The organism is Amycolatopsis sp. NPDC004378 (assembly GCF_053602455.1).
In genome coordinates this window covers 205543-232410 of the sequence record NZ_JBSGDR010000008.1, presented here as the reverse complement: position 1 = coordinate 232410, position 26868 = coordinate 205543, and the positions used below count along the sequence as shown (strand labels likewise).

The following is a 26868-nucleotide window of genomic DNA, read 5'->3' as shown; positions in this document are numbered from 1 at the left end:
CAACTAGCGGCCTATTCCTACTGTCACTCGCATATACATCGGATCTCTCACGATGGGGTGACGTTCTGGTGAGACGACTCGGCTTGGTGATCGCCGTCGCGGCCCTGCTCCCCGTGGTGGCGGTCACTCCCGCCCGGGCCCTGCCGGACGGGCTGGCGCTCAGTCCTCCGATGGGCTTCAACAACTGGAACACCACCGGGTGCGCCGTCGACGAGCAGATCATCCGCGACACCGCCGACATCTTCGTCGCGCAGGGCCTCGAAGCGGCCGGCTACCAGTACGTGAACGTCGACGACTGCTGGGCGGAGGCCCAGCGCGACGCCGACGGCCGGATGCAGGCGAACAAGGCGCGCTTCCCGCACGGCATCAAGGCGCTGGCCGACTACGTCCACTCGAAGGGCCTGAAGTTCGGCATCTACACCAGCGCGGGCACGCTGACCTGCGCGAAAACCCAGCCGGGCGCGCTCGACCACGAAGACGTCGACGCGCAGACGTTCGCGGACTGGGGTGTCGACTACCTCAAGTACGACAACTGCAACAACCAGGGCCGGCCCGCGCTCGAGCGCTACACGAAGATGCGCGACGCGCTCGCGAAGACCGGTCGCCCGATCGTGTACTCGCTCTGCGAGTGGGGCGAGAACAAGCCGTGGGAGTGGGGTGCGGACGTCGGGCACCTGTGGCGCACGACCGGCGACATCAAGGACAACTGGGCCAAGGTGCTCCAGATCCTCAAGGCGAACGCGCCGCTCGCGCCGTACGCCGGGCCGGGCCACTGGAACGATCCCGACATGCTCGAGGTCGGCAACGGCGGCATGACGACCGTCGAGTACCGGTCGCACTTCTCGCTCTGGGCGATGATGGCCGCGCCGCTGCTCATCGGCGCCGACCTGCGCAAGGTGTCGCCGGAGAACTTCGACGTCCTGCGCAACGCCGAGGTCATCGCGCTCGACCAGGACCGGCGTGGCGTCCAGGCGCGGGTGCTGTCCAACCAGGACGGTCGCTGGGTCTTCGCGAAGCCGCTGCAGAACGGGGACGTCGCGGTCGCGCTCTTCAACGAGACGTCCGCCAACGCCACGATCGGCACCACGGCCGCCGCCGCCGGGCTCCCGAAGGCCGCCGGGTACTCCGCGCGTGACCTCTGGGCGCACCGCGATCTCCAGACGGCGGGCCGGATCTCCGCGGTCGTCCCACCACACGCGACAGTCGTCTACCGGGTGCACGCGGGCGGCGCGTGGCTGGGCGACGCGCCCATGGTGAGCACGGGCGTCGAGCTGGCCGCGCCGGTGCCGGGCGTGCCGGGGGAGATCACCCCGGCGGGGAAGCCGTTCGAGGTCACGGTGTCCGCGACCGACGAAGCGCGCGTCCCGGTGTTCGACCCGCGGGTCACGCTGACCGCGCCCGCGGGGTGGCGGGTCGAGCAGCTGGCCCGGCCACGGGCGTTCGTCCTCGCCACGGGTGACACGGCGGCCGGGCGCTGGCGCGTGACCCCGCCGTCCGGCACCGAGGGCACGACGGCGGTGCTGAACAGCGGCGTCACCTACCGGACGCTCGGCTTCGGCCAGGTCTCGTGGCACGGCGACCAGCAGCTGACGGTGCCCGCGGCGCCCCCGGGCGCGCCCGCCTGGGCGAGCGACCTGCGCTGGGCGGCGGAGAAGAACGGCTACGGCCCGGTCGAGCGCGACATGTCCAACGGCGGCATCCCGGCGGGCGACGGCAAGCCGCTGACGATCAACGGCGTCGGCTACCCGAAGGGCCTGGGCGCGCACGCCCCGAGCGAGCTGGTCTTCTACGTCGGTGGCCGGTGCACGGCGTTCACGGCGGACGTCGGCATCGACGACGAGCGCAAGGCGACGAACAAGCAGGGCTCGGCGACGTTCGAGATCTGGGCGGACGGCTCGAAGGTGGCCGCCACGGGCGTCCGCACCTGGCAGGACCCGGCGCTGCCGCTGGCGGCGGACCTGCACGGCGCCCAGTACCTGCGCCTGGTGATCACCGACGGCGGCGACGGGAACTCCTACGACCGCAGCGACTGGGCCGCCGCCCGGCTCACCTGCGGCTGAACCCGCGATCTCACTGGGTGACCGGACTGGCCCAACCCTCGGACATTCCGGCACACTGAGTCACACAAAACGGCAGTTTGGCCGTCCCAGAGTGAGGTCGCTCGCCGAAAGCAGGCCCGTGCGTGCTCGATGATCACGTTCGGTGTCCAGTTCGTCGCGCGCAAGACTCGTGAGTAAACGTTTGTGTTACGTAGCGTGCCGTTCCTATGGCGCATTCCTGTCCGTTGGGTACGGTCCACCAGTCGACCCGGCAGTGGGCCCGGTCGTGCCCTGGACATCCGCTGGATCAGCGGGGAGGGAGAAACACGTTGCGTCGCATGCGTGGAACCGCGCTGGCCGCCGCGGCCATGGCCGGGGTGCTCGCCCTGGCCGGGTGCGCCAAGGACTCGAGCGGTGGCAGTAGCAACAACAGCGCCGCGCCTTCGTCGGGCGGCTCGGACTGCGTCACCGCGCAGAAGCCGCCCGCGGCCCCCGCCGCGTCGAGCAGCACGGCCGCCGCGGGCGGCAAGGTGGACGGCAGCAAGCTGAAGATCGGCCTGGCCTTCGACGTCGGCGGCCGGGGTGACGCGTCCTTCAACGACGCCGCCGCCGCGGGCACCGACAAGGCGAAGAGCGACCTCGGCGTCACGACGGTCAGCGAAAGCACCGCCAGCGCCAGCGAGGCCGAGTCGGCCAAGCAGCAGCGCCTCGACCAGATGGCCTCCTCGGGCCTGAACCCGATCATCGCGGTGGGCTTCGCCTACGCGCCGTCGGTCAAGGTCGTCGCGGCCAAGTACCCGAACACCAAGTTCGCGATCGTCGACGACGACTCGATCACCCTGCCGAACGTGACGCCGCTGGTCTTCGCCGAGGAGCAGGGCTCGTTCCTGGCCGGCGTCGCCGCCGCGTACAAGAGCAAGAGCTGCCACATCGGCTTCGTCGGCGGCGTCAACACCCCGCTGATCCAGAAGTTCGAGGCCGGCTTCCTGCAGGGCGCGAAGACGGTTTCGTCCAAGATCAAGATCGAGGACGAGTACCTGACCCCGGCCGGTGACTTCTCCGGGTTCCAGGACCCGCCGAAGGGCAACGCGAAGGCCCAGGCCGAGATCGCCAAGGGCGCGGACGTGATCTACCACGCCGCCGGCGCCTCCGGTAAGGGCGTCTTCGACGCCGCGAAGTCGGGCAACGCGCTGGCCATCGGCGTCGACTCCGACCAGTACAACCAGAAGACCGTCGAGGCGGACAAGGACGTCATCATCACGTCCATGCTCAAGCGCGTCGACGTCGCGGTCTTCGACTACGTGCAGGCCGTCGCGAAGGGTGACCTGAGCGGCCTGCCGAAGCGGTTCGACCTCAAGGTCGACGGCGTCGGCTACGCCACCTCCGGCGGCAAGGTCGACGACATCAAGGACGTCCTCGACGGCTACAAGGCCCAGATCATCTCGGGCGCGATCACCGTTTCGGACAAGCCGCAGAAGTAAGGCAGTTCGCGTCGGGGCTCGGAGGATTTCTCCTCCGGGCCCCTCACGCGTTTAGACGAGATATGGAATTCTCCCGCCCATGAGCACTGCCGAGGCCCCGGCCGAGGCCGTCCCCGACCGGGGCGCGCCCGCCGTCCAGCTGACCGGGATCACCAAACGGTTCCCGGGTGTGGTGGCCAACTCCGACGTCAACCTCACCGTCGCCACGGGCGAGGTGCACGCCATCTGTGGCGAAAACGGCGCCGGCAAGTCCACCCTGATGAAGATCCTCTACGGCATGCAGCCGCCGGACGAGGGCACGATCGCGATCAACGGCGAAGAGGTGCGCCTGCGCAACCCGCAGGACGCCATCCGCGCCGGGATCGGCATGGTGCACCAGCACTTCATGCTGGCCGACAACCTGACCGTCGGCGAGAACGTGTTCCTCGGCGCCGAGGCCCTGCACGGCATCGGCCGCGCGGCCCGCGCCCGGCTGGCCGAGCTGGCCCAGCGCACCGGCCTGCACGCGAAGCCGGACACGCTGCTCGAAGAGCTGGGCGTCGCCGACCGCCAGCGCGTCGAGATCGTCAAGGTGCTCTACCGCGGGGCGAAGATCATCATCCTGGACGAGCCGACCGCGGTCCTCGTGCCGCAGGAGGTCGACGCGCTGTTCTCGACCGTCCGGGAGATGAAGGCCGACGGCTATACGTTCCTCTTCATCTCGCACAAGCTCGACGAGGTCCGCGCGATCGCCGACACCGTCACGGTGATCCGCCGCGGCACCACGGTCGGCACCGCCGACCCGAAGACCATCACCTCCCGCCAGCTCGCGGAGATGATGGTCGGCTCGGAGCTGCCCAGCCCGGAGACCCGCGAGTCCACCGTCACCGACCGCGCCGTTCTGCGGCTGACCGGGCTGACGCTGGGCGCCGAGGGCTCCGACCGCAACGCGCTCGACGACGTCACCTTCACCGTGCGCGCGGGCGAGGTGCTCGGCGTCGCCGGCGTCGAGGGCAACGGCCAGACCGAGCTCGTCGAGACGATCATGGGCATGCGCAAGCCGTCCGGCGGCACGATCGAACTCGTCGACGCGGACGGCAAGGCGCGCGACATCACCAAGGCGGGCACGCTGGCGCGGCGCGAAGCGGGCATCGGCTACATCGCCGAGGACCGCACGCGGCACAGCCTGCTGCTCACGCAACCGTTGTGGGTCAACCGGATCCTCGGTTACCAGACCCGCGAACCGGTCTCCAAAGGACAGTTGCTCGACATCGCGGGCGCCCGCGCCGACACCGAGCGGATCGTGCGCGACTACGACGTCCGCACGCCCGGGATCGACGTCCCGGCCGCCGCGCTCTCGGGCGGCAACCAGCAGAAGCTGATCGTCGGGCGCGAGCTGTCCGGCGAGCCGGTGCTGCTGGTCGCTTCGCACCCGACCCGCGGCGTGGACGTCGGCGCGCAGGCGCTGATCTGGGAGCAGATCCGCCTGGCCCGCGCGGCCGGCCTCGCCGTGCTGCTGATCTCGGCCGACCTCGACGAGCTGATCGGCCTGTCCGACACGATCCGCGTCATGTTGCGCGGCCGTCTCGTGAGCGAGGCCGACCCCGCGACCGTGACCCCGCAGGAACTGGGCTCGGCGATGACCGGCGCCGGAGAAGGTGACGCAGAATGACCTCCTGGCGCACGAAACTGCTGCCACCGCTGCTGGCGATCGTCTTCGCCGTGCTGCTGTCGGCCATCGCGCTGATCATTTCGGGGGCCGACCCGCTCACCGCGTACGGCACGATGATCGGCCAGATGTTCAAGGGCTCCACCGCGGTCGACACGGTGAACCTCGCGACGGTGTACTACCTGTCCGGGCTCGCGGTGGCCATCGGCTTCCAGATGAACCTCTTCAACATCGGTGTCGAGGGCCAGTACCGGTTCGCCGCGGTCGTCGCGGCCATCGCGGGCGGCGCGCTGAAGCTGCCGCCCGTGATCCACACGCTGGTGATCCTCATCGTCGCCGTGGTCGCCGGTGCGGCGTACGCGGCGATCCCGGCGATCCTCAAGGTCACCCGGGGGGTGAGCGAGGTGATCGCGACGATCATGCTGAACTCGATCGTCGGCGGCATCATCGCGTTCCTCATCAACGCCGACCAGTTCGGCGTGCAGACCGGCAACAACATCGGCACCCGCGTGATCGAGCCGTCCGGCCGGATCCCGGGCATCCCGCTCGGCTCGGGCACGCTCTTCGGGTTCGTGGTCATCGCGGCGGTCATCGGCGGCGCCTACTGGTTCATGCTCAACCGCACGCGGTTCGGCTTCGAGCTCAAGGCGTCCGGCGAGTCCACCACCGCGGCCGCCGCGGGCGGCGTCAACGCCAAGAAGATGACGCTGATCGCGATGCTGCTCTCCGGCGGCGTCGCCGGCCTGGTCGCGATGCCGGAGCTGCTCGGCCGCGACTACAGCTACGGCATCACCTCGACCCAGATGTACGGGTTCACCGGCATCGCGGTCGCGCTGCTGGGCCGCAACCACCCCGGCGGCATCGCGCTCGGCGCGCTGCTGTGGGCGTTCCTCGACACCTCCGCGGTGTCGCTGGAGCAGATCAACGTGTCCAAGGAGATCGCGACGATCATGCAGGGCATCATCGTGCTGTCGGTCGTCGTGGCGTACGAGGTCGTGCGCCGCGCCGACCTGGCCGCCGAACAACGCAGGGTCGGCCGCGCACTCGGCGGCAACGGCCGCAAGGGCGCTTCGGTCGCCGAAGGGGGTGCGGTCTGATGGCCGTCACCGACTTCTCCCGGCCGGAACCGGGGGCCGGCACGACGATGCCGGTGCACCGCAAGCGGTCCCGCATCCCCGGCTGGCTGCGCGGCGTGATCTGGGCCGTCGTCGCCATCGCCGTCATCTCGACGGCGTCGTACTCCACCGGCGTCTCCGCGCTGACGTCGTCGAACACCGCGTCGACGGCGTTGCGGCTCGCACTGCCGATCCTGCTGTGCGCGCTGGGCGGTCTCTGGGCCGAACGCGCGGGCGTCGTCAACATCGGCCTCGAGGGCATGATGATCCTCGGGACCTGGGGCGCCGCCTGGGGTTCGTACAACGGCGGGGTCTGGGCCGGGCTCGTGGCCGCACTCGTCTTCGGCGCGCTCGGCGGGCTGCTGCACGCGGTGGCGACGGTGACGTTCAACGTCAACCACATCGTCTCCGGCGTCGCGATCAACCTGCTCGGCCTCGGTGTCACGAAGTACCTGGCGAACCTGATCTTCGAGCCGCTGTCGGGCAACCCGCGGCAGTCGCCGGTGGTGCCGAAGTTCGACACCTACTCCGCGACGTTCCTCTCGGACTGGCTGGGCGACCTCGAGAAGGAGCAGCGCGTCGGCATCTCCGACGTCGCGGGCATCCTGCGGGGCCTGGTCACGGAGGTGGCGCCGCTGACGATGATCGCGATCATCCTGGTGCCGGTGAGTTTCTGGGTCCTCTGGAAGACCCGCTTCGGCCTGCGGCTGCGCTCGTGCGGCGAGAACCCGGTGGCCGCGGAGTCGCTGGGCGTCAACGTCTACCGGCACAAGTACATCGCGATGCTGATCTCCGGCGCGTTGGCCGGCATGGGCGGCGCGTCGCTGGTGCTGCTGCGCGGCGGCGCGGACTACCTCGAGAACCAGACGAACGGCCGCGGGTACATCGGCCTCGCGGCGATGATCTTCGGCAACTGGCGCCCGGGCGGCCTGCTCGGCGGCGCGGCGCTGTTCGGCTACGCGGACGGTCTCCAGCTCGCCGGCGGTGGCGAAGCGGTGCTCGCGCTGCTGTACGGCGCGGTGATCCTGGTCGGCGTGATCGTCGTCGTGCAGCTGTTCCGCCGCCAGTGGATCGCGGCCGGGCTCGGCGTCGTCGGCGCCGGGGTGCTGTACGCGATCTACTGGTCGAACGACACGCTGCCGTCCGACCTGATCCCGTACACCGCGCACTTCGTGACGCTGATCGTGCTGGCGGTGGCATCGCAGCGGTTGCGGCCGCCGAAGGCCGACGGCCAGCCGTACCGGCGGGGTGAGGACTGAGTGTCTACTGTGGACTGGGACGCGCTGCGCTCTCAGGCGATCGAGGCCGCTTCCCACGCCTATGCGCCCTATTCGGGGCTGCACGTGGGGGTCGCCGGGATCGTCGACGACGGACGCGTGGTGACCGGGTGCAACGTCGAGAACGCCTCTTACGGGCTCGGGCTGTGCGCCGAGTGCACGATGGCCGGGCAGCTGCGGCTGTCCGGCGGCGGGCGCCTGGTCGCGGTCGCGTGCCGCAGCGGCGCCGGTGACCTGCTGATGCCGTGCGGCCGCTGCCGGCAGATCCTGTTCGAGCTGGGCGGATCCGCGTGCCTGGTGGACACGCCCAGCGGCATCCTGCCGATGTCGGACGTCCTGCCGGACGCGTTCGGCCCGGACGACCTGCCGTGAGCGCGTTCGCGGCGGTCGACGTGATCCGCGTCAAGCGGGACGGCGGCCGGCTGTCCGACGAGCAGATCGACTGGGTCGTCGACGCGTACACGCGCGGCGTGGTCGCCGAAGAACAGATGTCGGCGCTCGCGATGGCGATCTTCCTGCGGGGCATGGATTCCGGCGAGATCTCGCGCTGGACCGGCGCGATGATCGCGTCCGGTGAGCGGCTCTCGTTGGACGTCTCGCGGCCGACGGTCGACAAGCACTCGACGGGCGGTGTCGGCGACAAGATCACGCTGCCGCTCGCGCCGCTGGTGGCCGCGTGCGGGGCGGCCGTGCCGCAGCTGTCCGGGCGCGGGCTCGGCCACACCGGCGGGACGCTCGACAAGCTGGAGTCGATCCCCGGCTGGCGGGCCGCACTGTCCACTTCGGAGATCCAGGCGCAGCTCGAGGACGTCGGAGCGGTGGTCTGCGCGGCGACGTCCGGGCTGGCCCCGGCGGACAAGAAGCTGTACGCACTGCGGGACGTGACGTCCACAGTGGAGTCGATCCCGCTGATCGCCAGCTCCATCATGAGCAAGAAGATCGCCGAGGGCGCGTCCGGGCTGGTCCTGGACGTCAAGTTCGGGTCCGGCGCGTTCATGAAGACCCTCGACCAGGCGCGGTCGCTGGCGACGACCCTGACCTCGATCGGCGTCGACCACGGCGTACCGACGACGGCCCTGCTGACCGACATGAACGTCCCCTTGGGACGCGCGGTCGGGAACGCGGTGGAGGTCGCGGAATCGGTTTCGGTGCTCCAGGGCGGCGGGCCGGCGGACGTCGTCGAGCTGACTCTGGCGTTGGCCCGGGAGATGCTGGCCCTGGCCGGGATTTCGACGGACCCGGCGGCGGTGCTGGCGTCGGGCGAGGCGTACGAGACGTGGTGCCGGATGATCTCCGCCCAGGGCGGCGACCCGGCGGCGCCCCTGCCGACGCCTTCACACGTCCACACGGTCGTCGCGCCGGCTTCGGGCGTGCTGGCTTCGCTGGACGCGTACGGCGTCGGCGTCGCGGCGTGGCGGCTGGGCGCGGGCCGGGCCCGCAAGGAGGACCCGGTCCAGGCGGCGGCGGGCATCCTGTGCCTGGCCAAGCCCGGGGACGCCGTCACCGAGGGTGAGCCGCTGCTGGAGTTGCACACGGACACCCCGGAAGCGGTTCCGGCGGCCTTGGAGGCGTTGGAAGGCGCCTACTCGGTAGCTTCGTCGGCGCCCGAGCCGGCGCCGATCGTCCGGGAGACGATCCGCGGCGAGCTGTGAGGCTCATCGCCGAGATGATCACCCGTCCGAGTGACGCCCGCGCCTCTCGAAGGCCATGAAGAAGGCCCCCGCCGTTCGCCGGCGGGGGCCTTCTTCATGAGTGCTTATTCAGTGGCTTCTTCGGCGCCTTCGCCCGTCTTGGCCTTCGGGTCCGCGGCCTTCGGGGCCCGGCCGTTGCGCGAGCTGCGACGCGGCTGGCGCGGGGCGGGCGGGGGCGGGGCGATCTGCTGGACCGCGGGGCCGCCGCCGAGCATGAGCTCCGCGAACGTCGCCATGGCCTCGTCGAGCTGGCCGCCGATGCGGCGGACGCTCTCGTCGTTGCTCTTGCGGACCAGCGAGTCGACCGAGTCGGAGTCCGGCTGCTTCGCCAGCGTGTCCTCGACCTTGGACAGCCCGCTCTTGAGCGCGCCGTCGAGCTCGCCGATGCCGGAGAGGAAGCCGTCCTCCACCTTGTCGAGGCGGCCGGCCAGCTCGTCGAGGCGGGTGGTGACCGTCTCGAGCCGGTTGCCCAGGTTCTCCAGCCGGTCGGACGCGTCGATCATCTCGCCGGTCTCAGTCAGCGCGGTCTTGAGCGCCTCGGTGTTGGCCCCGATCCGCTCCTTGGTGGCGCGGTCGAGCTCGTCGACCTTCGCGCGCAGCTCGTGGTCCGCGGTGTCGACGCGCTCGCGCAGCGTCGACTCGGCCTGGTCGATCCGCTCGCGGACCGGGCCGTGCACCGACTGCGGCAGCGACTCGAGCTTCGCGTCCTGCTTGTCCAGGTGCCCGCCCAGCTCGTCGAGCCGGCGGTGGATGTTCTGGAGCTTGTCCTCCAGCCCGTCCATCCGGCCCGCGACACCCTCGAAGCGCGCGGCGACGCCGTCGAGGCGGCCGTCGAGCTGGGCGAAGGGCTTGGCGAGCTTGTCCGGGAGGGCCTCGATCGCGCGGGTCAGCGCCGCGAGGACGTTGTCCTGCGCCTCGAGGCGGGACATCGCTTCGTCGAGGCGCTCGGCGAGGACGCTGACCTCGGTGCGGTCGGGCATCTCGGACAGCCGCTTGCGGACCGCGCCCAGCGAGTCCACCGGCGCGAGGCGGGCGTAGATGTCGTCGAGCGCGTCGAAGATCTGCTGCTGCTCGCTCTCACGCACTTCGGCCGCGCGCACCAGCATGTTGCGCATCCGGTCGAAGGACGGGGCGGCAATGTGGTTGTCAGTGGTCACTGCTGTGTGTCCTTCGTCGGCGGGGAAATGGAGGGACGTGCCACGAAGCTTATCGATTGCAAAAATTGCTGTCTGTATGGCCCCCGTGAAGAGCCTATTGCGGAGGCAGCCCCCGGATGGCCGATTCGTCACATGATCGTCGACGCTGAGGGTTAGCGTGAGGCTGAGAGTTACGGCCATGTAGGGGAATGACAACGAGGTTACCGTTGGGGGATGCCTGACGAAAGCCCTGTTCTGACCAGCGAGACACTCCGCAGAGCCCCCAAGGTGCTCCTGCACGACCACCTCGACGGCGGTCTGCGCCCGGCGACCGTCGCCGAGCTCGCCGAAGCCACCGGCTACGCCGGTCTGCCCACCACCGATCCCGCCGAGCTGGGCACCTGGTTCCGCCGGGCGGCGGACTCCGGCTCACTCGTGTCCTACCTCGAGACGTTCGCGCACACCTGCGGGGTGATGCAGACCGAGGAAGCGCTGGTCAGGGTCGCCGCGGAGGCGGTGGAGGACCTGGCCGCCGACGGCGTCGTCTACGCCGAGGTGCGCTACGCACCGGAGTTGTTCGTCGAACGCGGTCTGTCACTCGATGCGGTGGTCGAGGCTGTCCAGGCGGGGTTCACGGAGGGCACACGCCGGGTGGCCGCGAACGGCGGCACGATCCGCGTCGGGACGTTGCTCTGCGCGATGCGCCAGCACGCCCGCGCGCTCGAGATCGCGAACCTGGCCGTCCGCTACCGCGACGCCGGCGTCGTGGGGTTCGACATCGCCGGGCCGGAGGACGGATTCCCGCCGACCCGGAATCTCGACGCTTTCGAGTATTTGCGTCAGAACAATGCGCATTTCACGATTCACGCGGGCGAAGCGTTCGGGTTGCCGTCCATTTGGGAGGCGATTCAGCACTGCGGTGCCGAGCGGCTCGGGCACGGCGTGCGGATCGTCGAGGACATCAAGACCGACGCGGACGGCACGGTCCACCTTGGACGGTTGGCGGGCTACGTCCGCGACCGCCGCATCCCGCTGGAGATCTGCCCGACGTCGAACGTCCAAACAGGCACGGTCCGCTCGATCGCCGAGCACCCGATCGGCCTGCTCAAGCGGCTGCGCTTCCGGGTGACCGTGAACACGGACAACCGGCTGATGAGCGGATGCACGATGACCAGCGAATTCACCGCGCTGCACGAGACCTTCGGGTATGGCCTCGACGACTTCCGCTGGTTCACGATCAACGCGATGAAATCCGCGTTCATCGATTTCGACTCCCGGCTCGCGCTGATCGACGACGTCATCAAGCCCGGCTACGCCGCGCTGAGCTGAGCCTTTCCGCTTCGGACCGCAACTCGCTTGCGGTCCTTAGCCATGCCAACTATCGTTCACTATGTAGGAAGTGCTTCTCAATATTTGAGACGGTGACGATGATGGCGCAGGTCGCTGGCGATGCGGGTGAGCAGGTGCACGCGAGTTCACGGCGGTGGCTCATCCTCGCGCTCGGCCTCGCCGCGCAGACCGCGAGCTGCTCGTTCCTCTACGGCATCCCGTTCCTGGTCCCGGCCATGCAGGCGGACCAGGGGCTGTCGCTGGCCCAGGCGGGCACGGTCGTCGCGGCGCCGAGCATCGGGCTGCTGTTCACCCTGATCGTGTGGGGCGCGGCTGCGGACCGTTACGGAGAGCGTCTGATCATGGCGCTCGGACTGGGGGCGTCGGGGTTACTCCTGGTGTACGCCGGCGTCGGCACTCACCCGGTCGGCCTCCTCTTTGGAGTGTTCTTGGCGGCCGGAGCGTGCACGGCTTCGGTGAACGCGGCGAGCGGTCGCGTCGTGATGGGCTGGTTCGCGAAGTCCGAGCGCGGCGTCGCGATGGGCATCCGCCAGACGGCCCAGCCGCTCGGCGTCGGCGTCGCCGCGCTCGGGCTGCCGCCGCTGGCCGCGCACTTCGGGTTCCGCGCGGCCGTCCTGCTGCCGGCCGGGCTGGCGATCGTCGTCGCGCTGCTGGTGGCGTGGCTGGTGACGGACCCGCCGCGCCCGCCGCGGCCGGCTTCGGGGGAGAAGCCGCCTTCGCCGTACCGGCACGCGGCGCTGTGGCGGGTGCACGGCGCGAGCGCGCTGCTGGTGGTGCCGCAGTTCGCGGTGTCGGCGTTCGCGCCGGTGTACCTGGTGGCGGTGCAGCACTGGAGCCCGCTGTCCGCGGGCTGGTACCTGGCGGTGGTCCAGGTGCTGGGCGCGGCGGGGCGGCTCGGGTCGGGCTGGTGGTCCGACCGCGTCGGCAGCCGGCTGCGCCCGATGCGTCAGCTGGCGGTGCTGAGCTGTCTGGTCATGCTGCTGGTGGCGCTGGGCGACGTTTCCTGGCCGTGGCTGGTGCTGCTGGCCCTGGCGCTGGCGGGCGTCATCACGGTGGCGGACAACGGCCTGGGCTTCACGGCCTCCGCCGAGCTGGCCGGCCTGGCGTGGTCGGGCCGCGCGATGGGCACGCAGAACACGGGCCAGAACATCGCGGCCTCGCTGACACCGCCGTTGCTGGGCCTGGTGATCGGCGACAGCCGCTACGCGCTGGCCTTCTGCGTGGCAGCGATCTTCCCGGCCCTGGCAGTCCTGGTGGTCCCGACCCGCGCCGAACACCCGTCGGAGGACTGACCCCGTGTCGACCCTCCAATCACGAGTGATGCCCCTTCAATCACGCGAGAGGCCCGCTCAATCACGCGAGATGCCCGGCTGAGCACGTGAACCGGCTCCGGCCGCGCGTGACTGGAGGGTCGACACGCGTGTCTGGAGGGTCGACACGCGTGATTAGGGGGTCGACACGGCGAAGGCCGCCTGCCGGACGGGTCCGGGAGGCGGCCTTCGGCGGGAAAAATCAGGCGAAAGTCAGGCGACCGTCAGGCGGTTCTCGAACGTCTCCACGAGCTTCCGCCACGCGCTCTGCTCCGCGTCGAACGGCGCCGACGGCTCGAGGCGCGTCGGGTCCGGGCGCAGCACGAACGACACCAGCCAGCCCAGGCTTTCGTTGCCCGCCAGTGCCGTCTCCGCCGAGTCGTCGCCCGCCCAGTCGGCCGCGTCCGTGATCAGCTCGACCGCCAGCTCCAGCTGCGTCGGGTCGATCGCCTCGGGGCCTTCCGCGATGTCCGCGTCCAGACCCGTGAGGACGTACGTGTTCTCGGTGTCGACCTCGATCTCGAGCTCGCCCGCCGTCGCCTTCGCCAGGACCTCTTCCCACGTCGAGACGTCGGCGAGGTCGGTGTCGGCCAGGTCCTTGCCGTCGGCCAGGGCGCGCGCCAGGGCCTTCTCCGACGTGAAGACGTCGATCTCGCCTTCGCTGCCGAGGAACACCGGCGCGTCGTCGAGGTAGCAGCGCAGCGTGTAGTACTCCGCGCCGGACGTGATGATCTTGATCGGGTCGATGCCGACCTCGGCCCAGAAGCCGACCGGGGCGTCGTCTTCCTCGTCCTCGTCGTCGGAGTCCGCGGAATCGATGGCCTCGAGGTCCTCTTCGCCCTCCGCACCGGCCTCGGCTTCGGCGGACTCCTCGTGGAACGCCGCCAGCTCTTCGGCCGTCTGCTCCAGGACCTTCTCGTCGACGTCCGGCTGGGTCACCAGGCCGTCGATCGCGTCGAGGACGGTGTCCCACTTCTGCGACACCGTCTCGGACAGGTCGTTCCACACCTGGACGCCGACGCTCCCGGTGAACGGCAACGTGCCCTGGTCCAGCAGCGAGAAGCCCTCGGTCGAGTCGAGGATCTCGTGCACCTCTTCGAGGTCGCAGACGTCGGCGAGCGACCGCACGATGCCGACGATCTCGGCCAGCTCGGCGATGTGCCAGACGTCCGGCTCCTCGGCGACGAGCTCGGGCACGCCGACGAGGTCGTAGGTGTGGTCCTCGTCCGGGATCAGCTCCGGCACGTTCAGCGACGGCACCGCGTCCCACGCCGGGTGGTCGATCAGGTCGTGCCGCTCGGACGTGCGGACGAAGGCGGCCAGGTGGGCGGCGTCCGGGAAGGCGTACAGGTCGTCCTCGTCGCCGAGGAACGCTTCCCACTCCTCGCCGTCTTCCCGCCAGCGCGGCGCCCACAGGGTGACGACGTCGCCCTGCGGCAGCCCGAGTTCGATCGGGATGATGTCCTGTGCCATTCCTTAGCCCTCCGGAGTACCGCCCGTGTGCGCGCGAGACCGGAAGTATCTCCCGGGACCATCGCGGTACCGCGAAGCCTACGGGTTTACCACGCGCGATGCGATCGCCCCTGCCGACTTTGCGACGAGCGGATGGCACGATGGACGTCTGATGACTCTCACAGACCTCCTGCCTGCGGATCCCGACCCCGACGCCCTGTTCGAAGCCTTCACGGCCTGGACGGCCGAGCGGGGCATCGAGCTGTACCCGGCGCAGGAGGAGGCGGTGATGGAGGTCGTCTCCGGATCGAACGTCATCCTCTCGACGCCGACCGGGTCCGGGAAGAGCCTCGTGGCCGTCGGCGCGCACTTCACCGCGCTCGCCCAGGGCCGCCGCAGCTACTACACCGCGCCCATCAAGGCGCTGGTGTCGGAGAAGTTCTTCCAGCTCATCGACATCTTCGGTGCCGACAACGTCGGGATGATGACCGGCGACTCGAGCGTCAACCCGGATGCCCCGATCATCTGCTGCACGGCGGAAATCCTGGCGAACATCGCGTTACGGTTCGGGGCGGACGCGCCGGTCGGGCAGGTCGTGGCCGACGAGTTCCACTTCTACTCCGAGCCCGACCGCGGCTGGGCGTGGCAGGTGCCGCTGCTGGAGCTGCCGAACGCCCAGTTCGTCCTGATGTCGGCGACCCTGGGCGACGTGTCCTTCTTCGAAAAGGACCTTACCCGCCGCACCGGCAGGCCGACCGCCGTCGTGACGTCGGCGCAGCGCCCGGTGCCGCTGACCTTCCGGTACGCGCTCACGCCGCTGCACGAGACGCTGTCCGAGCTGCTCAACGGCGGTCAGGCGCCGGTCTACGTCGTGCACTTCTCGCAGGCCGCGGCCATCGAGCGCGCGCAGACGCTGATGAGCATCAACGTCACGACCAAGGCGGAAAAGGAAGCCATCGCCGAGCTGATCGGCGATTTCCGCTTCTCCGCCGGCTTCGGCAAGACGCTCTCGCGGCTGGTCCGCCACGGCATCGGCGTCCACCACGCCGGGATGCTGCCGAAGTACCGGCGGCTGGTCGAGACCTTGGCGCAGTCCGGGCTGCTCAAGGTGATCTGCGGGACCGACACCCTCGGCGTCGGCATCAACGTGCCGATCCGGACGGTGGTCTTCTCCGCGCTGACCAAGTACGACGGCGTCCGCCAGCGCCACCTCAAGGCGCGCGAGTTCCACCAGATCGCGGGCCGCGCCGGGCGCGCGGGCTACGACACCGACGGCTACGTCGTCGTGCAGGCGCCCGACCACGTCGTCGAGAACGCGAAGGCGCTGGAGAAGGCGGGCGACGACCCGAAGAAGAAAAAGAAGATCGTCCGGAAGAAGGCGCCGGAAGGCTTCGTCAACTGGACCGAGAGCACGTTCGACCGGCTGATCGCGGCCGACCCCGAGCCGCTGACCTCCAGCTTCAAGGTCACGCACTCGATGCTGCTCAACGTGATCTCGCGGCCGGGCAACGCGTTCGACTCGATGCGCCACCTCCTCGAGGACAACCACGAGGACCGGCCGTCGCAGCGCAAGCTGATCCTGCGCGCGATCGCGATCTACCGCGCGCTGCTCGCCGCCGGCGTCGTCGAGCGGCTGTCCGAACCGGACGACCAGGGCCGGATCATCCGGCTCACCGTCGACCTGCAGTTCGACTTCGCGCTCAACCAGCCGCTTTCGCCGTTCGCGCTGGCCGCGATCGAGCTGCTCGACCTGGAGTCGCCGTCGTACCCGCTCGACGTCGTGTCCATCGTGGAATCCACTGTGGACAATCCGCGGCCGGTGCTCTCGCAGCAGCAGTTCAAGGCCCGCGGCGAGGCCGTGAACGCCATGAAGGCCGAGGGCATCGAGTACGACGAGCGGATGGAGCTGCTCGAGAACGTCACGTACCCGAAGCCGCTCGAGGAGCTGCTCGAAGCGGCGTTCCGCAGCTACCGGCAGGGCCACCCGTGGGTCGCCGACTACGAGCTCTCGCCGAAGTCGGTCGTGCGCGACATGTACGAGCGCGCGATGAACTTCGTCGAGTACATCGGGTTCTACCAGCTCGCCCGGTCGGAAGGCCTGGTGCTGCGCTACCTCGCCGACGTCTACGACGCGCTGCGCCACACCGTGCCCGACGAGGCGAAGACCGAGGCGCTGCAGGACCTCATCGAGTGGCTCGGCGAGCTCGTCCGGCAGGTCGACTCGAGCCTCCTGGACGAGTGGGAGGCGCTGCGGCACCCGGAAGAGGAAGGCCCGGTGTCGCACCGGCCGCCGGCCGAGCCGCCCGCCGTCACGCGCAACGAGCGCGCGTTCCGCGTCCTGGTGCGCAACGAGCTGTTCCGCCGGGTCGAGCTGTTCGCGCGGCGGGCGTGGTTCCCGCTCGGCGAGCTGGACGCGGCGTCCGGCTGGGACGCCGACGCGTGGCAGGAAGCCGTCGAGGACTACTTCGAGGAGTACGACTCGCTCGGCACGGGCCCGGACGCGCGCGGCCCGCAGCTGCTCATGATCGAGCAGCAGCCGGACGTCTGGAAGGTGCGGCAGATCTTCGACGACCCGGCGGGCGACCACGACTGGGGCATCAGCGCGGAGGTCGACCTGGCGGCGTCGGACGAGGCCGGCGCCGCGGTGGTCCGGGTGACCGAGGTGGGGCCGCAGTAACCGTTGCGGATTCCTGACCGCTCAGTCATCGTGATCACATGGTGGCGACAGTGCGGGAGCACCGGATCGGCGACGTGCGCTGGACGATCGTCCGGGGTCCCCGGGAAGCCGCTTTCCGGGCGCTGGGGGAGTACGCCGCCGAGGACATCCGGACCGTCCTCGACGGACTCTCGCAGTGGCCGGTGACCGCGCGGGCGAAGCGGTCGCCGGTGCTGTTCCGGGCCGTCGAATCGGCGTCGCAGGTCGAGCACCCCGACGCGTACGCCGAGCTGACGGCGCTGGCGGCGGGCGCGGGCGTGCCGTTCGACGACCTGCTGCTGGCCAACCTGCGCGGCGACCTCGGCACCGGCGACGGCACCGGGTGCACCGACCTCGCGTGGGTGGGTTCGCCGAGCCTGCTGGGGCACAACGAAGACGGCGCCCCGGTGTTCGACGGCATCGGGCGGCTGCTGACGCTGCTGATCGAGGGCGAGCCCGGCGTGTGCGTCTGGTGGTACCCGGGTTTCCTGCCGGCCAACACGTTCACCATCACGACCCACGGGCTGGTGTGGGGGATCGACAGCGTGAGCGTGGTGGCGCCTTCGCCGTGCGCGGGCCGGCACTTCGTGGCGCGCTCGGCGCAACGCGCGACGAACGTCCGGGAGGCGGTGTCCCTGCTGCGCAGGCGGTCGTCGGCGGGCGGGTTCGCGTACACGATGGGACAGGTCGGCTCGCCGTCCGTCACCGTGGTGGAGAAGGCGGGGAACGAGACGGCCGTGCTGACCGTCGCGAGTGGACTTTCCTGGCACACCAACCACTTCCGGCAGCTGCCGCCCACTTTGGACGCCGCGCCGGAGGAGAGCCTGAACCGGGCCGAGCTGTGCGCGCACCTGAGCGCGCCGGACCCGGACGCCGCGTGGCTGGTCTCGGCGCTGACCGGCAGCGTGTACCGCAACGCCACCGGCGGCGACGACCTGATGACGGTGAGCACGCTGGTCGCGGACCTGGACTCGGGGCTGGTGACCGTGGTCCCGCGCGGCGGCGAACCCCTGCGCGCCCGTGCGGCGGAGCTGGCCGTGGGCGACATCGACGCAGTCGGTGCGCTCAACGGCGCAATCGCCGCCGGGCAGGGCGCTTCCCGCGCTAGCGTGGAAGCTCCGGAACCTGGGAGGGAACCATGGTGAAGCGGTTGCTGGCGGGGATCTTCGCCGCGGGAGTGCTGGCGTTCGTGCTCGCCCCAGCGGCGACGGCGGCGACGGCGGTCGAGTACGCGACCGACGCGACCGCCATCGAATACGGCCTCTGACCGGTCAGGCCGGCGGTAGCCCGGCGCGGCCCGGGTCCAGCAGATCCGGGTCGAGCCGGATCAGCTCGTCCTCGAAGGCTTTCCAACCGTGCGAAGCGACGTAAGCCGCCTCGCCGGCCGAGATCGGCACCAGCCAGACGATGGCCGCCCGGTTCCCGTCGTCGACGTCGACCGCCGCGAACGCGTCGTCGAAGTACACGGGACTCGCCGCGTACAGCGCCTCCATCGCGCTGCCCGGCGTGAACGGCCCGCGCGGGCCGAGGACGTCACCGCGCAGCAGCGGCCGCCCCGACGCGATGACCTCGTCCGCGACTTGGCCCAGCAGGTGCGGCAGGCCTTCGGCGAACTCGCCCGGGTAGCTGCCCGCGACCAGTTCCAGCCACAGGTGCCGTCCCGACCGGGGAGAATGCAGGGGGTGCCGGCTCAGCCCGGCGGTCGCGAACCACTTCGCGCCGAAGGCGCCGGCGTACGCGCCGACCTGGAAGCCGTCGCGTCGCCAGCCGCCGGTGAGCGGGCCCAGCCGCTCCTCGAGGTGTTCGATCAGTCCCACCGCGTCATTCTCACCCGGCCGGCGCGAGGACGGCCGGACGCTCACGGCGACGGCACATCGGGCGCGGCCCGGGCTCTCACGACGGGGGGTTCTTCGCGGCCAGGGTCAGCAGCGGCACCGCGGCCGCGGCGTCGGTGATCAGCGTCGACACCATGCCGGACCGCAGGACCGCGTCCACCGCCGCCGCTTTCGGACGGCTGTAGCCCAGCGCGATCACCTCCGGGACCGCCATCAGCTCCTCGTGGCTGATCGCCAGCACGTGGTGCGCCAGCCCCGTCGACAACGCGTTCCCCGAGGCGTCGAACAGGCGCGCCGCCACCTCCGCCGTCGCGCCGCGGGCCGCGATCGCCGCTCGCTCGGCTTCGTCCAGCGCGTCGTACACCGTCGACTCTCCCGGCTGCCACGCGCCGATGCTGACCACGGCCTTCGTGAGGTGCCGGAACTGCCCGAACGTTTCCGCGATGCCGGGCTGACGCCGCAACGTCTCCGTGGTCCGGCGGTCCGGCAGCACCAGCGGGCCGAAGATCGGGTAGGCGTCGCCGCCGGACACGGCCGTCACGCGGCTGACCGTCTCCACCGAACGGCCGCGCATGTCCATCCCGGCCTGCACCCCGCAGAGCTGGACGACCGGGCACCGCGGCAGCGACCGGATCGCCTCGGTCATCGCGTTCACCGAACGCGCCCACGACAGCCCGACGACGTCGTCCGGCCGGACGATCTCCTCCAGCAGCCGGGCGGCCAGGGTCCCGATCTTGGCCCGGACCACCTCCTTCGGCTCGCGCTCGGTTGAGCGTTCGAGCACCAAAGCCTGCTTCAGCCCGTAGGCCGAGCGCACCTCGTCGGACAGCGCCAGGTCCACCGGCGCCGGCAGCGAGAACTCGACGCGCACCAGGCCGGACTCCATGGCCGTGTCGAGCATCCTCGCGACTTTGAAGCGGCTGACGCCGAACTCGTCGGCGATCTCCAGCTTGGAACGTCCCTGCACGTAGAAGCGCCGGGCGATGGTGGCCAGCAGGATCGCCTCCGTGAGCGAAGACTGCTTCTTAGACGCGCTCATATGAGCACTATAGACCGAAATCTGCCCGAAAGGTTGACGTAACACCGACGTCAGACCTGTAATGCCTTCACATGTTCTCGACGCCATAGGTCAACGCCGCTCATATGAGCGCGAGGAAGGGGCTAGGCATGCGTGCCGCCATCGTCGACCGGCCCGGTGAGATCAGGGTCGGCGAGGTGCCCGATCCGAAACCCGGAGAACGTCAGGTCGTCGTCAAGGTCGGAGCGTGCGGGATCTGCGGGACCGACCTGCACATCGCGGACGGGCACTTCCCGCCCACCCCGTACCCCATCGTCCCCGGTCACGAGTTCGCCGGGGAGATCGTCGAGCTCGGCGCCGACGTGCCGGGCGAGTGGAAGATCGGCGACCGCGTCGCCGTCGACCCGTCCCTGTTCTGCGGCTACTGCGGCCCGTGCCGTGCGGGCCACGGCAACCTCTGCGCGAACTGGGGCGCCACCGGCGACACCGTCGACGGCGCCTTCGCGGAGTTCGTCGCCGTCCCGTCGGCCAACTGCTACCGCATGCCCGACTCGATGACGTGGGAGCAGGGCGCGCTGGTCGAGCCCGTCTCCTGCGCGGTGCACGGCGTGCGCCGCGTCGGCGTCGAGGCCGGCGAACGGTTCCTGGTCGTCGGCGCCGGCACGATGGGCCTGATCATGCAGCAGCTGCTGCAGCGCTCCGGCGCGCAGGTCACGGTGGTCGACCGCAACGCGGCCCGGCTGCCGCGGGCGACCAGCCTCGGCGCCGTCGCCACCGCGACCGACGTCGGCGAGCTGAACGGCGAGAAGTTCGACGTCGCCGTCGACGCCACCGGCGCCGCACCCGCCATCGAAGCCGCCTTCGACTCGATCCGGCGCGGCGGCCGGCTGCTCGTCTTCGGCGTCGCACCGGCCGAGGCCCGCGTCGCGCTTTCGCCGTTCCGCATCTACAACGACGAAATCACCGTGGTCGGCTCGATGGCCGTGCTGCACAGCTTCGGCACCGCGCTCGACCTCGTCGCCGGCGGCGCTATCGACACCGATTCGCTGCTCACGGACACGCTGCCGCTGGAGCAGTACCCCGAAGCGCTGGCCAAGATGCGCAGCGGCTCGGGCCTCAAGGTCCAAGTACTCCCGGGAGGCGGCCGTGCGTAAGCTCCTCACCCTCCTCGCCGCGACGTCGCTGCTGGCCACCGGCTGCGCGGGCGCCGGCTCGATCGGCACCGGGGGCAGCACGCTCGTCATCGCGATCGTGTCCAACCCGCAGATGAAGGACGCGATCTCGCTCGCGCCGGAGTTCGAAAAGGCCACCGGCATCAACCTGAAGTTCGTGTCGCTGCCGGAAAACCAGGCCCGCGCGAAGATCACCGCGTCGACCGCCACCGAGGGCGGCGAGTTCGACGTCGTCATGATCAGCAACTACGAGGCCCCGCAGTGGGCGGCCAACGGCTGGCTCGAGAACCTCGAACCGCACATGGCGGCCACCCAGGGCTACGACGAAGGCGACTTCATCCCCAGCATCAAGCAGTCGCTGTCCTACCAGAACCAGATGTACGCGGTGCCGTTCTACGGCGAGTCGTCGTTCCTGGCCTACCGCAAGGACCTCTTCGAGAAGGCCGGGATCACCATGCCGGCCAAGCCGACGTGGCAGCAGATCGCCGAGTACGCCGCGAAGCTCGACGACAAGGCCAACGGCGTCAGCGGCATCTGCCTGCGCGGCAAGCCCGGCTGGGGCGAGAGCCTCGCGCCGTTCACGACCGTGGCGAACACCTTCGGCGCGCAGTGGTTCGACAAGGACTGGAACGCCAAGCTGACGTCGCCGGAGTTCAAGGAAGCCGCGAACTTCTACGTCAACCTGATCCGCGACCACGGCGAAGTCGGCGCCTCCAGCGCCGGGTTCTCCGAGTGCGGCACGCGCTACACGCAGGGCCAGGCCGCGATGTGGTACGACGCGACGGTCATGGCGGGCACGAACGAGGACCCGTCGAGCAGCAAGATCGTCGGCAAGTCCGGCTACGCGCCCGCCCCGGTCGTCAAGACGCAGGCCAGCGGCTGGCTCTACACCTGGGCGCTGGGCATCCCGAAGGTCGCCAAGGACAAGGACGCGGCCTGGAAGTTCATGGCCTGGATGACCGACAAGGCGTACGTGCAGAAGGTCGGCCAGACCTACGGCTGGAACCGCGTCCCGCCGGGCGTGCGCCAGTCGACCTACGACATCCCCGACTACGCGAAGGCCGCCGCGGCCTACGCGAAGCCGACGCTGGACGGCATCGCGGACGCGAACCAGCAGAAGGCCATGGCGAACCCGGTGCCCTACCCCGGCATCCAGTTCGTCGGCATCCCCGAGTTCCAGGACCTGGGCACCCGGGTGAGCCAGCAGCTGTCGGCGGCGATCGCCGGCCGCGAGTCCGTTGACGACGCGTTGAAGCAGTCCCAGGACTACGCCCAGACGGTGGGCGACTCCTACAAGGCGGTGCAGTGATGTCCACGCTCTCCGTAGACACGCCCCAGTCCCACACCCACGCGAAGGTCGAGGAGAAGAAGGGCCTGAGCACGGCGGCCAAGCGGCGGCTGCCGCTGCTGCCCGCGCTGATCTTCGTCATCGCGGTGACGCAGCTGCCCTTCCTGCTCACCGTGTTCTACTCGTTCCAGTCGTGGAACCTGGTCCGGCCGGGTTCGCGGCACTTCGTCGGCCTCGACAACTACATCGACGTCTTCAGCGACACGACGTTCCTGGTCGCACTGCTCAACACGGTGGTGCTGACCGTCGTGTGCGTGCTGGTCGCGCTGCTGCTAGGCCTCGGCCTGGCGATCCTGCTGGACCGGAAGTTCTTCGGCCGCGGCGTCGTCCGGACGCTGCTGATCACGCCGTTCCTGATCCTGCCGGCGGCCGGCGCGCTGCTGTGGAAGACGACGATGTTCGACCCGACCTACGGGTTGCTGCACTTCGTCTTCGGCACCGACGTCGACTGGCTTTCGGAGTTCCCGCTGGCCTCGGTGATGGCGCAGATCGTGTGGCAGTGGACGCCGTTCATGATGCTGCTCATCCTCGCGGGCCTGCAGAGCCAGTCCAAGGAGGTCCTCGAAGCAGCCTCTGTGGACGGTGCCAGCCGGTGGCGCACGTTCGTCTCCATCACGCTGCCGCACCTGTCGCGGTTCCTGCAGCTGGCGACGCTGCTGGGCGCGATCTACATCGTGAACAGCTTCGACGCGATCTTCCTGATGACCCAGGGCGGGCCGGGCACGGCGAGCACCAACCTGCCGTACTACATCTACCAGCGCGCGTTCGAGGGCTTCGACGTCGGCCAGTCGTCGGCGATGGGCGTGATCGTCGTGATCCTGACGATGATCGTCGCGACCTTCGCGCTGCGCTTGATGTTCCGCACCTTCTCCGTGAGCGGAGGCGTGAAATGACTGCCGCTGTCGCAAGCCGTCCGCGCAAGCGCGCTTATGGGAAGGGGTCGCTGACCCTGGCGACCTGGGTGCTGGCCATCCTCTTCGTCTTCCCGCTGCTGTGGATGATCCTCACGGCGTTCAAGCAGGAAGCGGACGCCTACACCGACCCGCCGAAACTGCTGTTCAGCCCGACGTTCGACCAGATTTCGAACGTCCTCAACGGCGGGTTCCTGCCGTACGTGTCGAACTCGGCGTTCGTCACGATCCTGTCGACGATCCTGGTGCTGCTCTTCGGCGTCCCGGCGGCGTACGCGCTGTCGCTGGCGCCCGTGAAGGGCACGTCGAACGCGCTGGGGTTCTTCCTCTCGACGAAGATGCTGCCGATCGTCGCGGCGATCATCCCGCTGTACATCATTTCCCAGAACACCGAGCTGCTGGACACGGTGTGGGCGCTGGTCATCCTCTACACGTCGATGAACCTGCCGCTCGCCATCTGGATGATGCGGTCGTTCTTCCTGGAAGTCCCGCACGAGATGATCGAGGCGGGCCGCATCGACGGCGCCAACCTGCCGACGCTGCTGCGCAAGATCATCATGCCGGTGGTCGCGCCCGGGATCGCGGCGACGGCGCTGATCTGCGTGATCTTCTCCTGGACCGAGTTCTTCTACGCGGTCAACCTGACGGCGGCGCGCGCCGGCACCGTGCCGGTGTTCCTCGTCGGGTTCATCACCAGTGAGGGCCTGTACTGGGCCCAGCTTTCCGCCGCCGCGCTGCTGGCCTCGCTGCCGGTGATGATCGTCGGCTGGATCGCCCAGAACCACCTCGTCCGGGGCCTGTCGATGGGAGCGGTGAAGTAGTCATGGCCGGAGTGAGCTACGAACAGGCGTCGCGGATCTACCCGGGCGCCCAGGAAGTGCGCGCGGTCGACAAGCTCGACCTCACCGTGCCGGACGGCGAGTTCCTGGTGCTGGTCGGGCCCTCGGGCTCGGGCAAGTCGACGGCGCTGCGGATGCTCGCCGGGCTCGAGGACGTCGACGAGGGCGCCATCCACATCGGCGACCGGGACGTCACGAACCTGCCGCCGAAGGACCGGGACATCGCGATGGTGTTCCAGTCCTACGCGCTGTACCCGCACATGACCGTGGCCGAGAACATGGGCTTCGCGCTGAAGCTGCGTGGACTGTCCAAAGCGGACATCGACGCCAAGGTGGCCGAAGCGGCGAAGCTGCTGGACCTGTCGAAGTTCCTGGAGCGCAAGCCGAAGGCGCTGTCGGGCGGGCAGCGGCAGCGCGTCGCGATGGGCCGGGCGATCGTGCGCGAGCCGAGCGTGTTCCTGATGGACGAACCACTGTCCAACCTGGACGCGAAGCTGCGGGTGGAGACGCGCGCGAACATCGCCCAGCTGCAACAGCGGCTCGGGACGACGACCATCTACGTCACGCACGACCAGGTCGAGGCGATGACGATGGGTGACCGGGTGGCGGTCCTGAAGGACGGCGTGCTGCAGCAGTGCGCGTCGCCGCGCGAGTTGTACGAGAACCCGAAGAACTCGTTCGTGGCGGGGTTCATCGGCTCACCGGCGATGAACCTGGCGACACTGCCGCTGACCGAAGGCGGCGTCAAGCTGGGTGACGTCGTGCTGCCGCTGCCGCGGTCGGTGCTCTCCGCGGCAGGTGACCTGCGTGAGGTGGTGTTCGGGGTGCGCCCGGAGTCGCTGGAGCTGGTCTCCGAAGGCGGCTTCGAGCTGGTGGTGGAGCTGGTCGAGGAGCTGGGCGCGGACGCCTACCTGCACGGCAAGGTGGGCGACGACCGGTTCGTCGTCCGCGTCGACGGCCGCACGCCGCCGCGGATGGGCGACAACGTCCGGGTCGGCCTGCGCGGCGAAGGCGAAACCCACGCCTTCAACCCGGAGACCACCCTCCGCCTCTCCTGAAAGAACAGACCACGGCCACCTCGCGGGAAACCCCTTGCCCGCGAGGTGGCCGTTTCCGTCGCTACTCCTGCAGGGAGAGGGCCTGGCTGGGGCAGACGTGCACCGCTTCGCGGGCCTTTTCGACCAGCGCGCCCTCGGGCGTTTCGTTCAGGACGATGACCGTGCCGTCGTCCTCGCTCTGGTCGAACAGTTCGGGCTCGGTGAGCACGCACTGACCGGCGCCGACGCACTTGCCGGTGTCCGCGATGATCTTCATGGTTCTCTCCTGTGGTGGGATGGCCCTTCGATCTCTACCAGGTCACCGGCAGCCGGTACAGGCCGTAGATGTTCGCGTCGTCCTTGAACGGCAGGTCGTCCACCGGCGCGGCCAGTCCGAGCGAAGGAACGCGCCGGAACAGCGTGTCGAACACGATCTGCAGCTCCATCCGGGCGAGGTTCTGGCCCAGGCACTGGTGCGGCCCGAAACCGAACGCCACGTGGTGGCGCGCGCCCCGCTCGATGTCGAGCTCGTCCGGGTCGGAGAACGCCCGCGGGTCGCGGTTGGCCGCGTAGCCGAGCGCCAGGACGCCTTCGCCGGCGCGGATCAGCTGCCCGCCGACCTCGATGTCCTCGACGCACAGGCGCGCGGTGGCCGCGTCGACGATCGTCCAGTAGCGCAGCATCTCCTCGACGGCGTCGAGCGTCTTGCCCGGGTCGGCCTTGATCACCGCGAGCTGTTCCGGGTTGCGCAGGAACGCCACGGTGGACAGCGAGATCATGTTCGCCGTCGTCTCGTGCCCGGCCACCAGCAGCAGGAACCCGGTCGCCGCCAGCGACTCCCGGCGGTACGTGCCGTCCTCGCGGAGCTTGACGATCTGCCTGCCGAGCAGGTCGTCCGGCGGGTTCTGCTCCTTCTCCGCGATGAGGTCCGCCATGTAGCCGCGGATGGTGTCGAACGCCGCCCGCCGCTCCTCGGGCGGTGTCGCGCGCTTGATGAGCCTCGCCGTGTGGGTCTGGAAGAAGTCGTGGTCGGCATAGGGCACGCCCAGCATCTCGCAGATCACCAGCGAAGGGATCGGCAGCGACAGCGTCTCGACCAGGTCGCCGGGCTTCGGCCCGGCCAGCAGTGCGTCGATCTGGCCGTCGACGATCTCCTGGATCCGCGGCCGCAGCGCCTCCATCCGGCGCACGGTGAACTCGCCGAGCACGGCCTTGCGCGCCGGGCCGTGCTCGGGCGCGTCCATGGTGATCATCGTGCGTTCGTCGCCCTGGCGGCGGAACCCGCCCTTGACCAGCTGCGGGAAGTCCGGGTGCTGCCGGTCGGCGCTGAACCGCCGGTCGTTCAGCACGGTCCGGACGTCCTCGAGCCGGGTGACGACCCAGGCGTGGCCGCCGTCGGGCAGCCGGACCCGCTCGACGGAGCCGCCCTCGCGGATCTCCTCGTACGCCCGCGGCGGTGCGAACGGGCACGTGCGGGTCATCGGGAACTCGTGCTTTTCGACGGTGGTCATGGC

The 26868-nt window shown here is 69.8% G+C and carries 23 protein-coding genes; 17 read left to right on the top strand and 6 right to left on the bottom strand.

What is annotated here, in order from left to right; all coding sequences use genetic code 11:
• Positions 1-68: 68 nt before the first annotated feature.
• The 7 genes from ACWEN0_RS24600 (at position 69) to ACWEN0_RS24570 (ending at position 9212) form a co-directional block, all read left to right on the top strand.
• Positions 69-2060 (top strand): NPCBM/NEW2 domain-containing protein, encoded by a 1992-nt coding sequence (locus tag ACWEN0_RS24600; protein WP_451977767.1) that lies wholly within the window; start codon positions 69-71, stop codon positions 2058-2060.
• A gap of 317 nt (positions 2061-2377) precedes the next feature.
• Positions 2378-3520, top strand: coding sequence for a BMP family lipoprotein (locus tag ACWEN0_RS24595; protein WP_451977764.1), 1143 nt, complete (start codon positions 2378-2380; stop codon positions 3518-3520).
• Positions 3521-3599: 79 nt separating this feature from the next.
• Positions 3600-5171, top strand: coding sequence for an ABC transporter ATP-binding protein (locus tag ACWEN0_RS24590; protein WP_451977761.1), 1572 nt, complete (start codon positions 3600-3602; stop codon positions 5169-5171).
• Positions 5168-6265, top strand: coding sequence for an ABC transporter permease (locus ACWEN0_RS24585; RefSeq protein ID WP_451977758.1), 1098 nt, complete (start codon positions 5168-5170; stop codon positions 6263-6265). Before ACWEN0_RS24590 ends, ACWEN0_RS24585 begins: the two co-directional genes overlap by 4 nt.
• The gene (locus tag ACWEN0_RS24580) at positions 6265-7542 is read left to right on the top strand and encodes an ABC transporter permease (protein WP_451977755.1); all 1278 of its coding nucleotides are present in this window, start codon (positions 6265-6267) and stop codon (positions 7540-7542) included. The genes ACWEN0_RS24585 and ACWEN0_RS24580 overlap by 1 nt, the downstream gene beginning before the upstream one ends.
• Entirely contained in the window at positions 7543-7932 is a 390-nt protein-coding gene (locus tag ACWEN0_RS24575; RefSeq protein WP_103353020.1) for a cytidine deaminase, read from the top strand.
• Positions 7929-9212, top strand: coding sequence for a thymidine phosphorylase (locus ACWEN0_RS24570; RefSeq protein ID WP_451977752.1), 1284 nt, complete (start codon positions 7929-7931; stop codon positions 9210-9212). Before ACWEN0_RS24575 ends, ACWEN0_RS24570 begins: the two co-directional genes overlap by 4 nt.
• A 104-nt stretch (positions 9213-9316) precedes the next feature.
• Here ACWEN0_RS24570 and ACWEN0_RS24565 read toward each other — a convergent pair whose 3' ends face one another.
• Entirely contained in the window at positions 9317-10408 is a 1092-nt protein-coding gene (locus tag ACWEN0_RS24565; RefSeq protein WP_451977749.1) for a PA containing protein, read from the bottom strand.
• Positions 10409-10621: 213 nt separating this feature from the next.
• Between ACWEN0_RS24565 and ACWEN0_RS24560 the strand changes: the two genes are divergently transcribed.
• Both ACWEN0_RS24560 and ACWEN0_RS24555 read left to right on the top strand, forming a co-directional pair.
• On the top strand, positions 10622-11716 hold the full coding sequence (locus tag ACWEN0_RS24560; RefSeq protein ID WP_451977747.1) for an adenosine deaminase: 1095 nt from the start codon (positions 10622-10624) through the stop codon (positions 11714-11716).
• Between the two features lie 101 nt (positions 11717-11817).
• Positions 11818-13029 carry an MFS transporter gene (locus ACWEN0_RS24555; protein WP_451977744.1) on the top strand — a complete coding sequence of 404 codons (1212 nt, stop codon included), beginning with the start codon at positions 11818-11820 and terminating at the stop codon, positions 13027-13029.
• 231 nt (positions 13030-13260) lie between these two features.
• Here the strand turns inward: ACWEN0_RS24555 and ACWEN0_RS24550 are convergent, their stop codons facing one another.
• Complete coding sequence (locus tag ACWEN0_RS24550) at positions 13261-14520, bottom strand: primosomal protein (RefSeq protein ID WP_451977741.1); 1260 nt, start codon at positions 14518-14520, stop codon at positions 13261-13263.
• Positions 14521-14671: 151 nt separating this feature from the next.
• On the opposite strand from ACWEN0_RS24550, the gene ACWEN0_RS24545 reads away from it, so the two are divergent.
• Genes ACWEN0_RS24545 through ACWEN0_RS24535 form a run of 3 tightly spaced genes read left to right on the top strand, consistent with a single transcriptional unit; the run spans position 14672 to position 18461 of the window.
• A complete protein-coding gene (locus ACWEN0_RS24545) occupies positions 14672-17176 on the top strand; it encodes a DEAD/DEAH box helicase (protein WP_451977738.1) in 2505 nt (834 codons plus the stop codon).
• A 38-nt stretch (positions 17177-17214) separates the two neighbouring features.
• A complete protein-coding gene (locus ACWEN0_RS24540) occupies positions 17215-18339 on the top strand; it encodes a C45 family autoproteolytic acyltransferase/hydolase (RefSeq protein WP_451977735.1) in 1125 nt (374 codons plus the stop codon).
• Entirely contained in the window at positions 18333-18461 is a 129-nt protein-coding gene (locus ACWEN0_RS24535; protein ID WP_451977733.1) for a hypothetical protein, read from the top strand. The genes ACWEN0_RS24540 and ACWEN0_RS24535 overlap by 7 nt, the downstream gene beginning before the upstream one ends.
• 4 nt (positions 18462-18465) lie before the next feature.
• Here the strand turns inward: ACWEN0_RS24535 and ACWEN0_RS24530 are convergent, their stop codons facing one another.
• On the bottom strand, positions 18466-19011 hold the full coding sequence (locus tag ACWEN0_RS24530; protein ID WP_451977730.1) for a suppressor of fused domain protein: 546 nt from the start codon (positions 19009-19011) through the stop codon (positions 18466-18468).
• 76 nt (positions 19012-19087) lie between these two features.
• Positions 19088-20068, bottom strand: a complete 981-nt coding sequence (locus ACWEN0_RS24525) for a sugar-binding transcriptional regulator (RefSeq protein ID WP_451977727.1) — start codon at positions 20066-20068, stop codon at positions 19088-19090.
• Positions 20069-20196: 128 nt separating this feature from the next.
• Between ACWEN0_RS24525 and ACWEN0_RS24520 the strand changes: the two genes are divergently transcribed.
• Genes ACWEN0_RS24520 through ACWEN0_RS24500 form a run of 5 tightly spaced genes read left to right on the top strand, consistent with a single transcriptional unit; the run spans position 20197 to position 25375 of the window.
• Positions 20197-21201 (top strand): zinc-dependent alcohol dehydrogenase family protein, encoded by a 1005-nt coding sequence (locus tag ACWEN0_RS24520; protein WP_451977724.1) that lies wholly within the window; start codon positions 20197-20199, stop codon positions 21199-21201.
• Positions 21194-22528 (top strand): ABC transporter substrate-binding protein, encoded by a 1335-nt coding sequence (locus ACWEN0_RS24515; RefSeq protein WP_451977722.1) that lies wholly within the window; start codon positions 21194-21196, stop codon positions 22526-22528. The genes ACWEN0_RS24520 and ACWEN0_RS24515 overlap by 8 nt, the downstream gene beginning before the upstream one ends.
• Complete coding sequence (locus tag ACWEN0_RS24510) at positions 22528-23460, top strand: carbohydrate ABC transporter permease (protein WP_451977719.1); 933 nt, start codon at positions 22528-22530, stop codon at positions 23458-23460. Before ACWEN0_RS24515 ends, ACWEN0_RS24510 begins: the two co-directional genes overlap by 1 nt.
• Positions 23457-24299, top strand: coding sequence for a carbohydrate ABC transporter permease (locus tag ACWEN0_RS24505; RefSeq protein WP_451977716.1), 843 nt, complete (start codon positions 23457-23459; stop codon positions 24297-24299). Before ACWEN0_RS24510 ends, ACWEN0_RS24505 begins: the two co-directional genes overlap by 4 nt.
• A 2-nt stretch (positions 24300-24301) precedes the next feature.
• Positions 24302-25375 carry an ABC transporter ATP-binding protein gene (locus tag ACWEN0_RS24500; RefSeq protein WP_451977713.1) on the top strand — a complete coding sequence of 358 codons (1074 nt, stop codon included), beginning with the start codon at positions 24302-24304 and terminating at the stop codon, positions 25373-25375.
• Between the two features lie 61 nt (positions 25376-25436).
• Here the strand turns inward: ACWEN0_RS24500 and ACWEN0_RS24495 are convergent, their stop codons facing one another.
• Complete coding sequence (locus ACWEN0_RS24495) at positions 25437-25631, bottom strand: ferredoxin (RefSeq protein WP_284747985.1); 195 nt, start codon at positions 25629-25631, stop codon at positions 25437-25439.
• Positions 25632-25665: 34 nt separating this feature from the next.
• Positions 25666-26865 carry a cytochrome P450 gene (locus ACWEN0_RS24490; RefSeq protein ID WP_451977710.1) on the bottom strand — a complete coding sequence of 400 codons (1200 nt, stop codon included), beginning with the start codon at positions 26863-26865 and terminating at the stop codon, positions 25666-25668.
• Between the last annotated feature and the right edge of the window lie 3 nt (positions 26866-26868).

Excerpts from the sequence above, each read along its gene's own strand:
- ACWEN0_RS24525 (WP_451977727.1), bottom strand. The coding sequence starts at position 20,068 with ATGAGCGCGTCTAAGAAGCAGTCTTCGCTCACGGAGGCGATCCTGCTG.
- ACWEN0_RS24505 (WP_451977716.1), top strand. The coding sequence starts at position 23,457 with ATGACTGCCGCTGTCGCAAGCCGTCCGCGCAAGCGCGCTTATGGGAAG.
- ACWEN0_RS24510 (WP_451977719.1), top strand. The coding sequence starts at position 22,528 with ATGTCCACGCTCTCCGTAGACACGCCCCAGTCCCACACCCACGCGAAG.
- ACWEN0_RS24580 (WP_451977755.1), top strand. The coding sequence starts at position 6,265 with ATGGCCGTCACCGACTTCTCCCGGCCGGAACCGGGGGCCGGCACGACG.
- ACWEN0_RS24520 (WP_451977724.1), top strand. The coding sequence starts at position 20,197 with ATGCGTGCCGCCATCGTCGACCGGCCCGGTGAGATCAGGGTCGGCGAG.
- ACWEN0_RS24545 (WP_451977738.1), top strand. The coding sequence starts at position 14,672 with ATGACTCTCACAGACCTCCTGCCTGCGGATCCCGACCCCGACGCCCTG.
- ACWEN0_RS24490 (WP_451977710.1), bottom strand. The coding sequence starts at position 26,865 with ATGACCACCGTCGAAAAGCACGAGTTCCCGATGACCCGCACGTGCCCG.
- ACWEN0_RS24535 (WP_451977733.1), top strand. The coding sequence starts at position 18,333 with ATGGTGAAGCGGTTGCTGGCGGGGATCTTCGCCGCGGGAGTGCTGGCG.
- ACWEN0_RS24540 (WP_451977735.1), top strand. The coding sequence starts at position 17,215 with ATGGTGGCGACAGTGCGGGAGCACCGGATCGGCGACGTGCGCTGGACG.
- ACWEN0_RS24585 (WP_451977758.1), top strand. The coding sequence starts at position 5,168 with ATGACCTCCTGGCGCACGAAACTGCTGCCACCGCTGCTGGCGATCGTC.
- ACWEN0_RS24590 (WP_451977761.1), top strand. The coding sequence starts at position 3,600 with ATGAGCACTGCCGAGGCCCCGGCCGAGGCCGTCCCCGACCGGGGCGCG.
- ACWEN0_RS24550 (WP_451977741.1), bottom strand. The coding sequence starts at position 14,520 with ATGGCACAGGACATCATCCCGATCGAACTCGGGCTGCCGCAGGGCGAC.
- ACWEN0_RS24560 (WP_451977747.1), top strand. The coding sequence starts at position 10,622 with ATGCCTGACGAAAGCCCTGTTCTGACCAGCGAGACACTCCGCAGAGCC.
- ACWEN0_RS24595 (WP_451977764.1), top strand. The coding sequence starts at position 2,378 with ATGCGTGGAACCGCGCTGGCCGCCGCGGCCATGGCCGGGGTGCTCGCC.
- ACWEN0_RS24500 (WP_451977713.1), top strand. The coding sequence starts at position 24,302 with ATGGCCGGAGTGAGCTACGAACAGGCGTCGCGGATCTACCCGGGCGCC.
- ACWEN0_RS24555 (WP_451977744.1), top strand. The coding sequence starts at position 11,818 with ATGGCGCAGGTCGCTGGCGATGCGGGTGAGCAGGTGCACGCGAGTTCA.
- ACWEN0_RS24495 (WP_284747985.1), bottom strand. The coding sequence starts at position 25,631 with ATGAAGATCATCGCGGACACCGGCAAGTGCGTCGGCGCCGGTCAGTGC.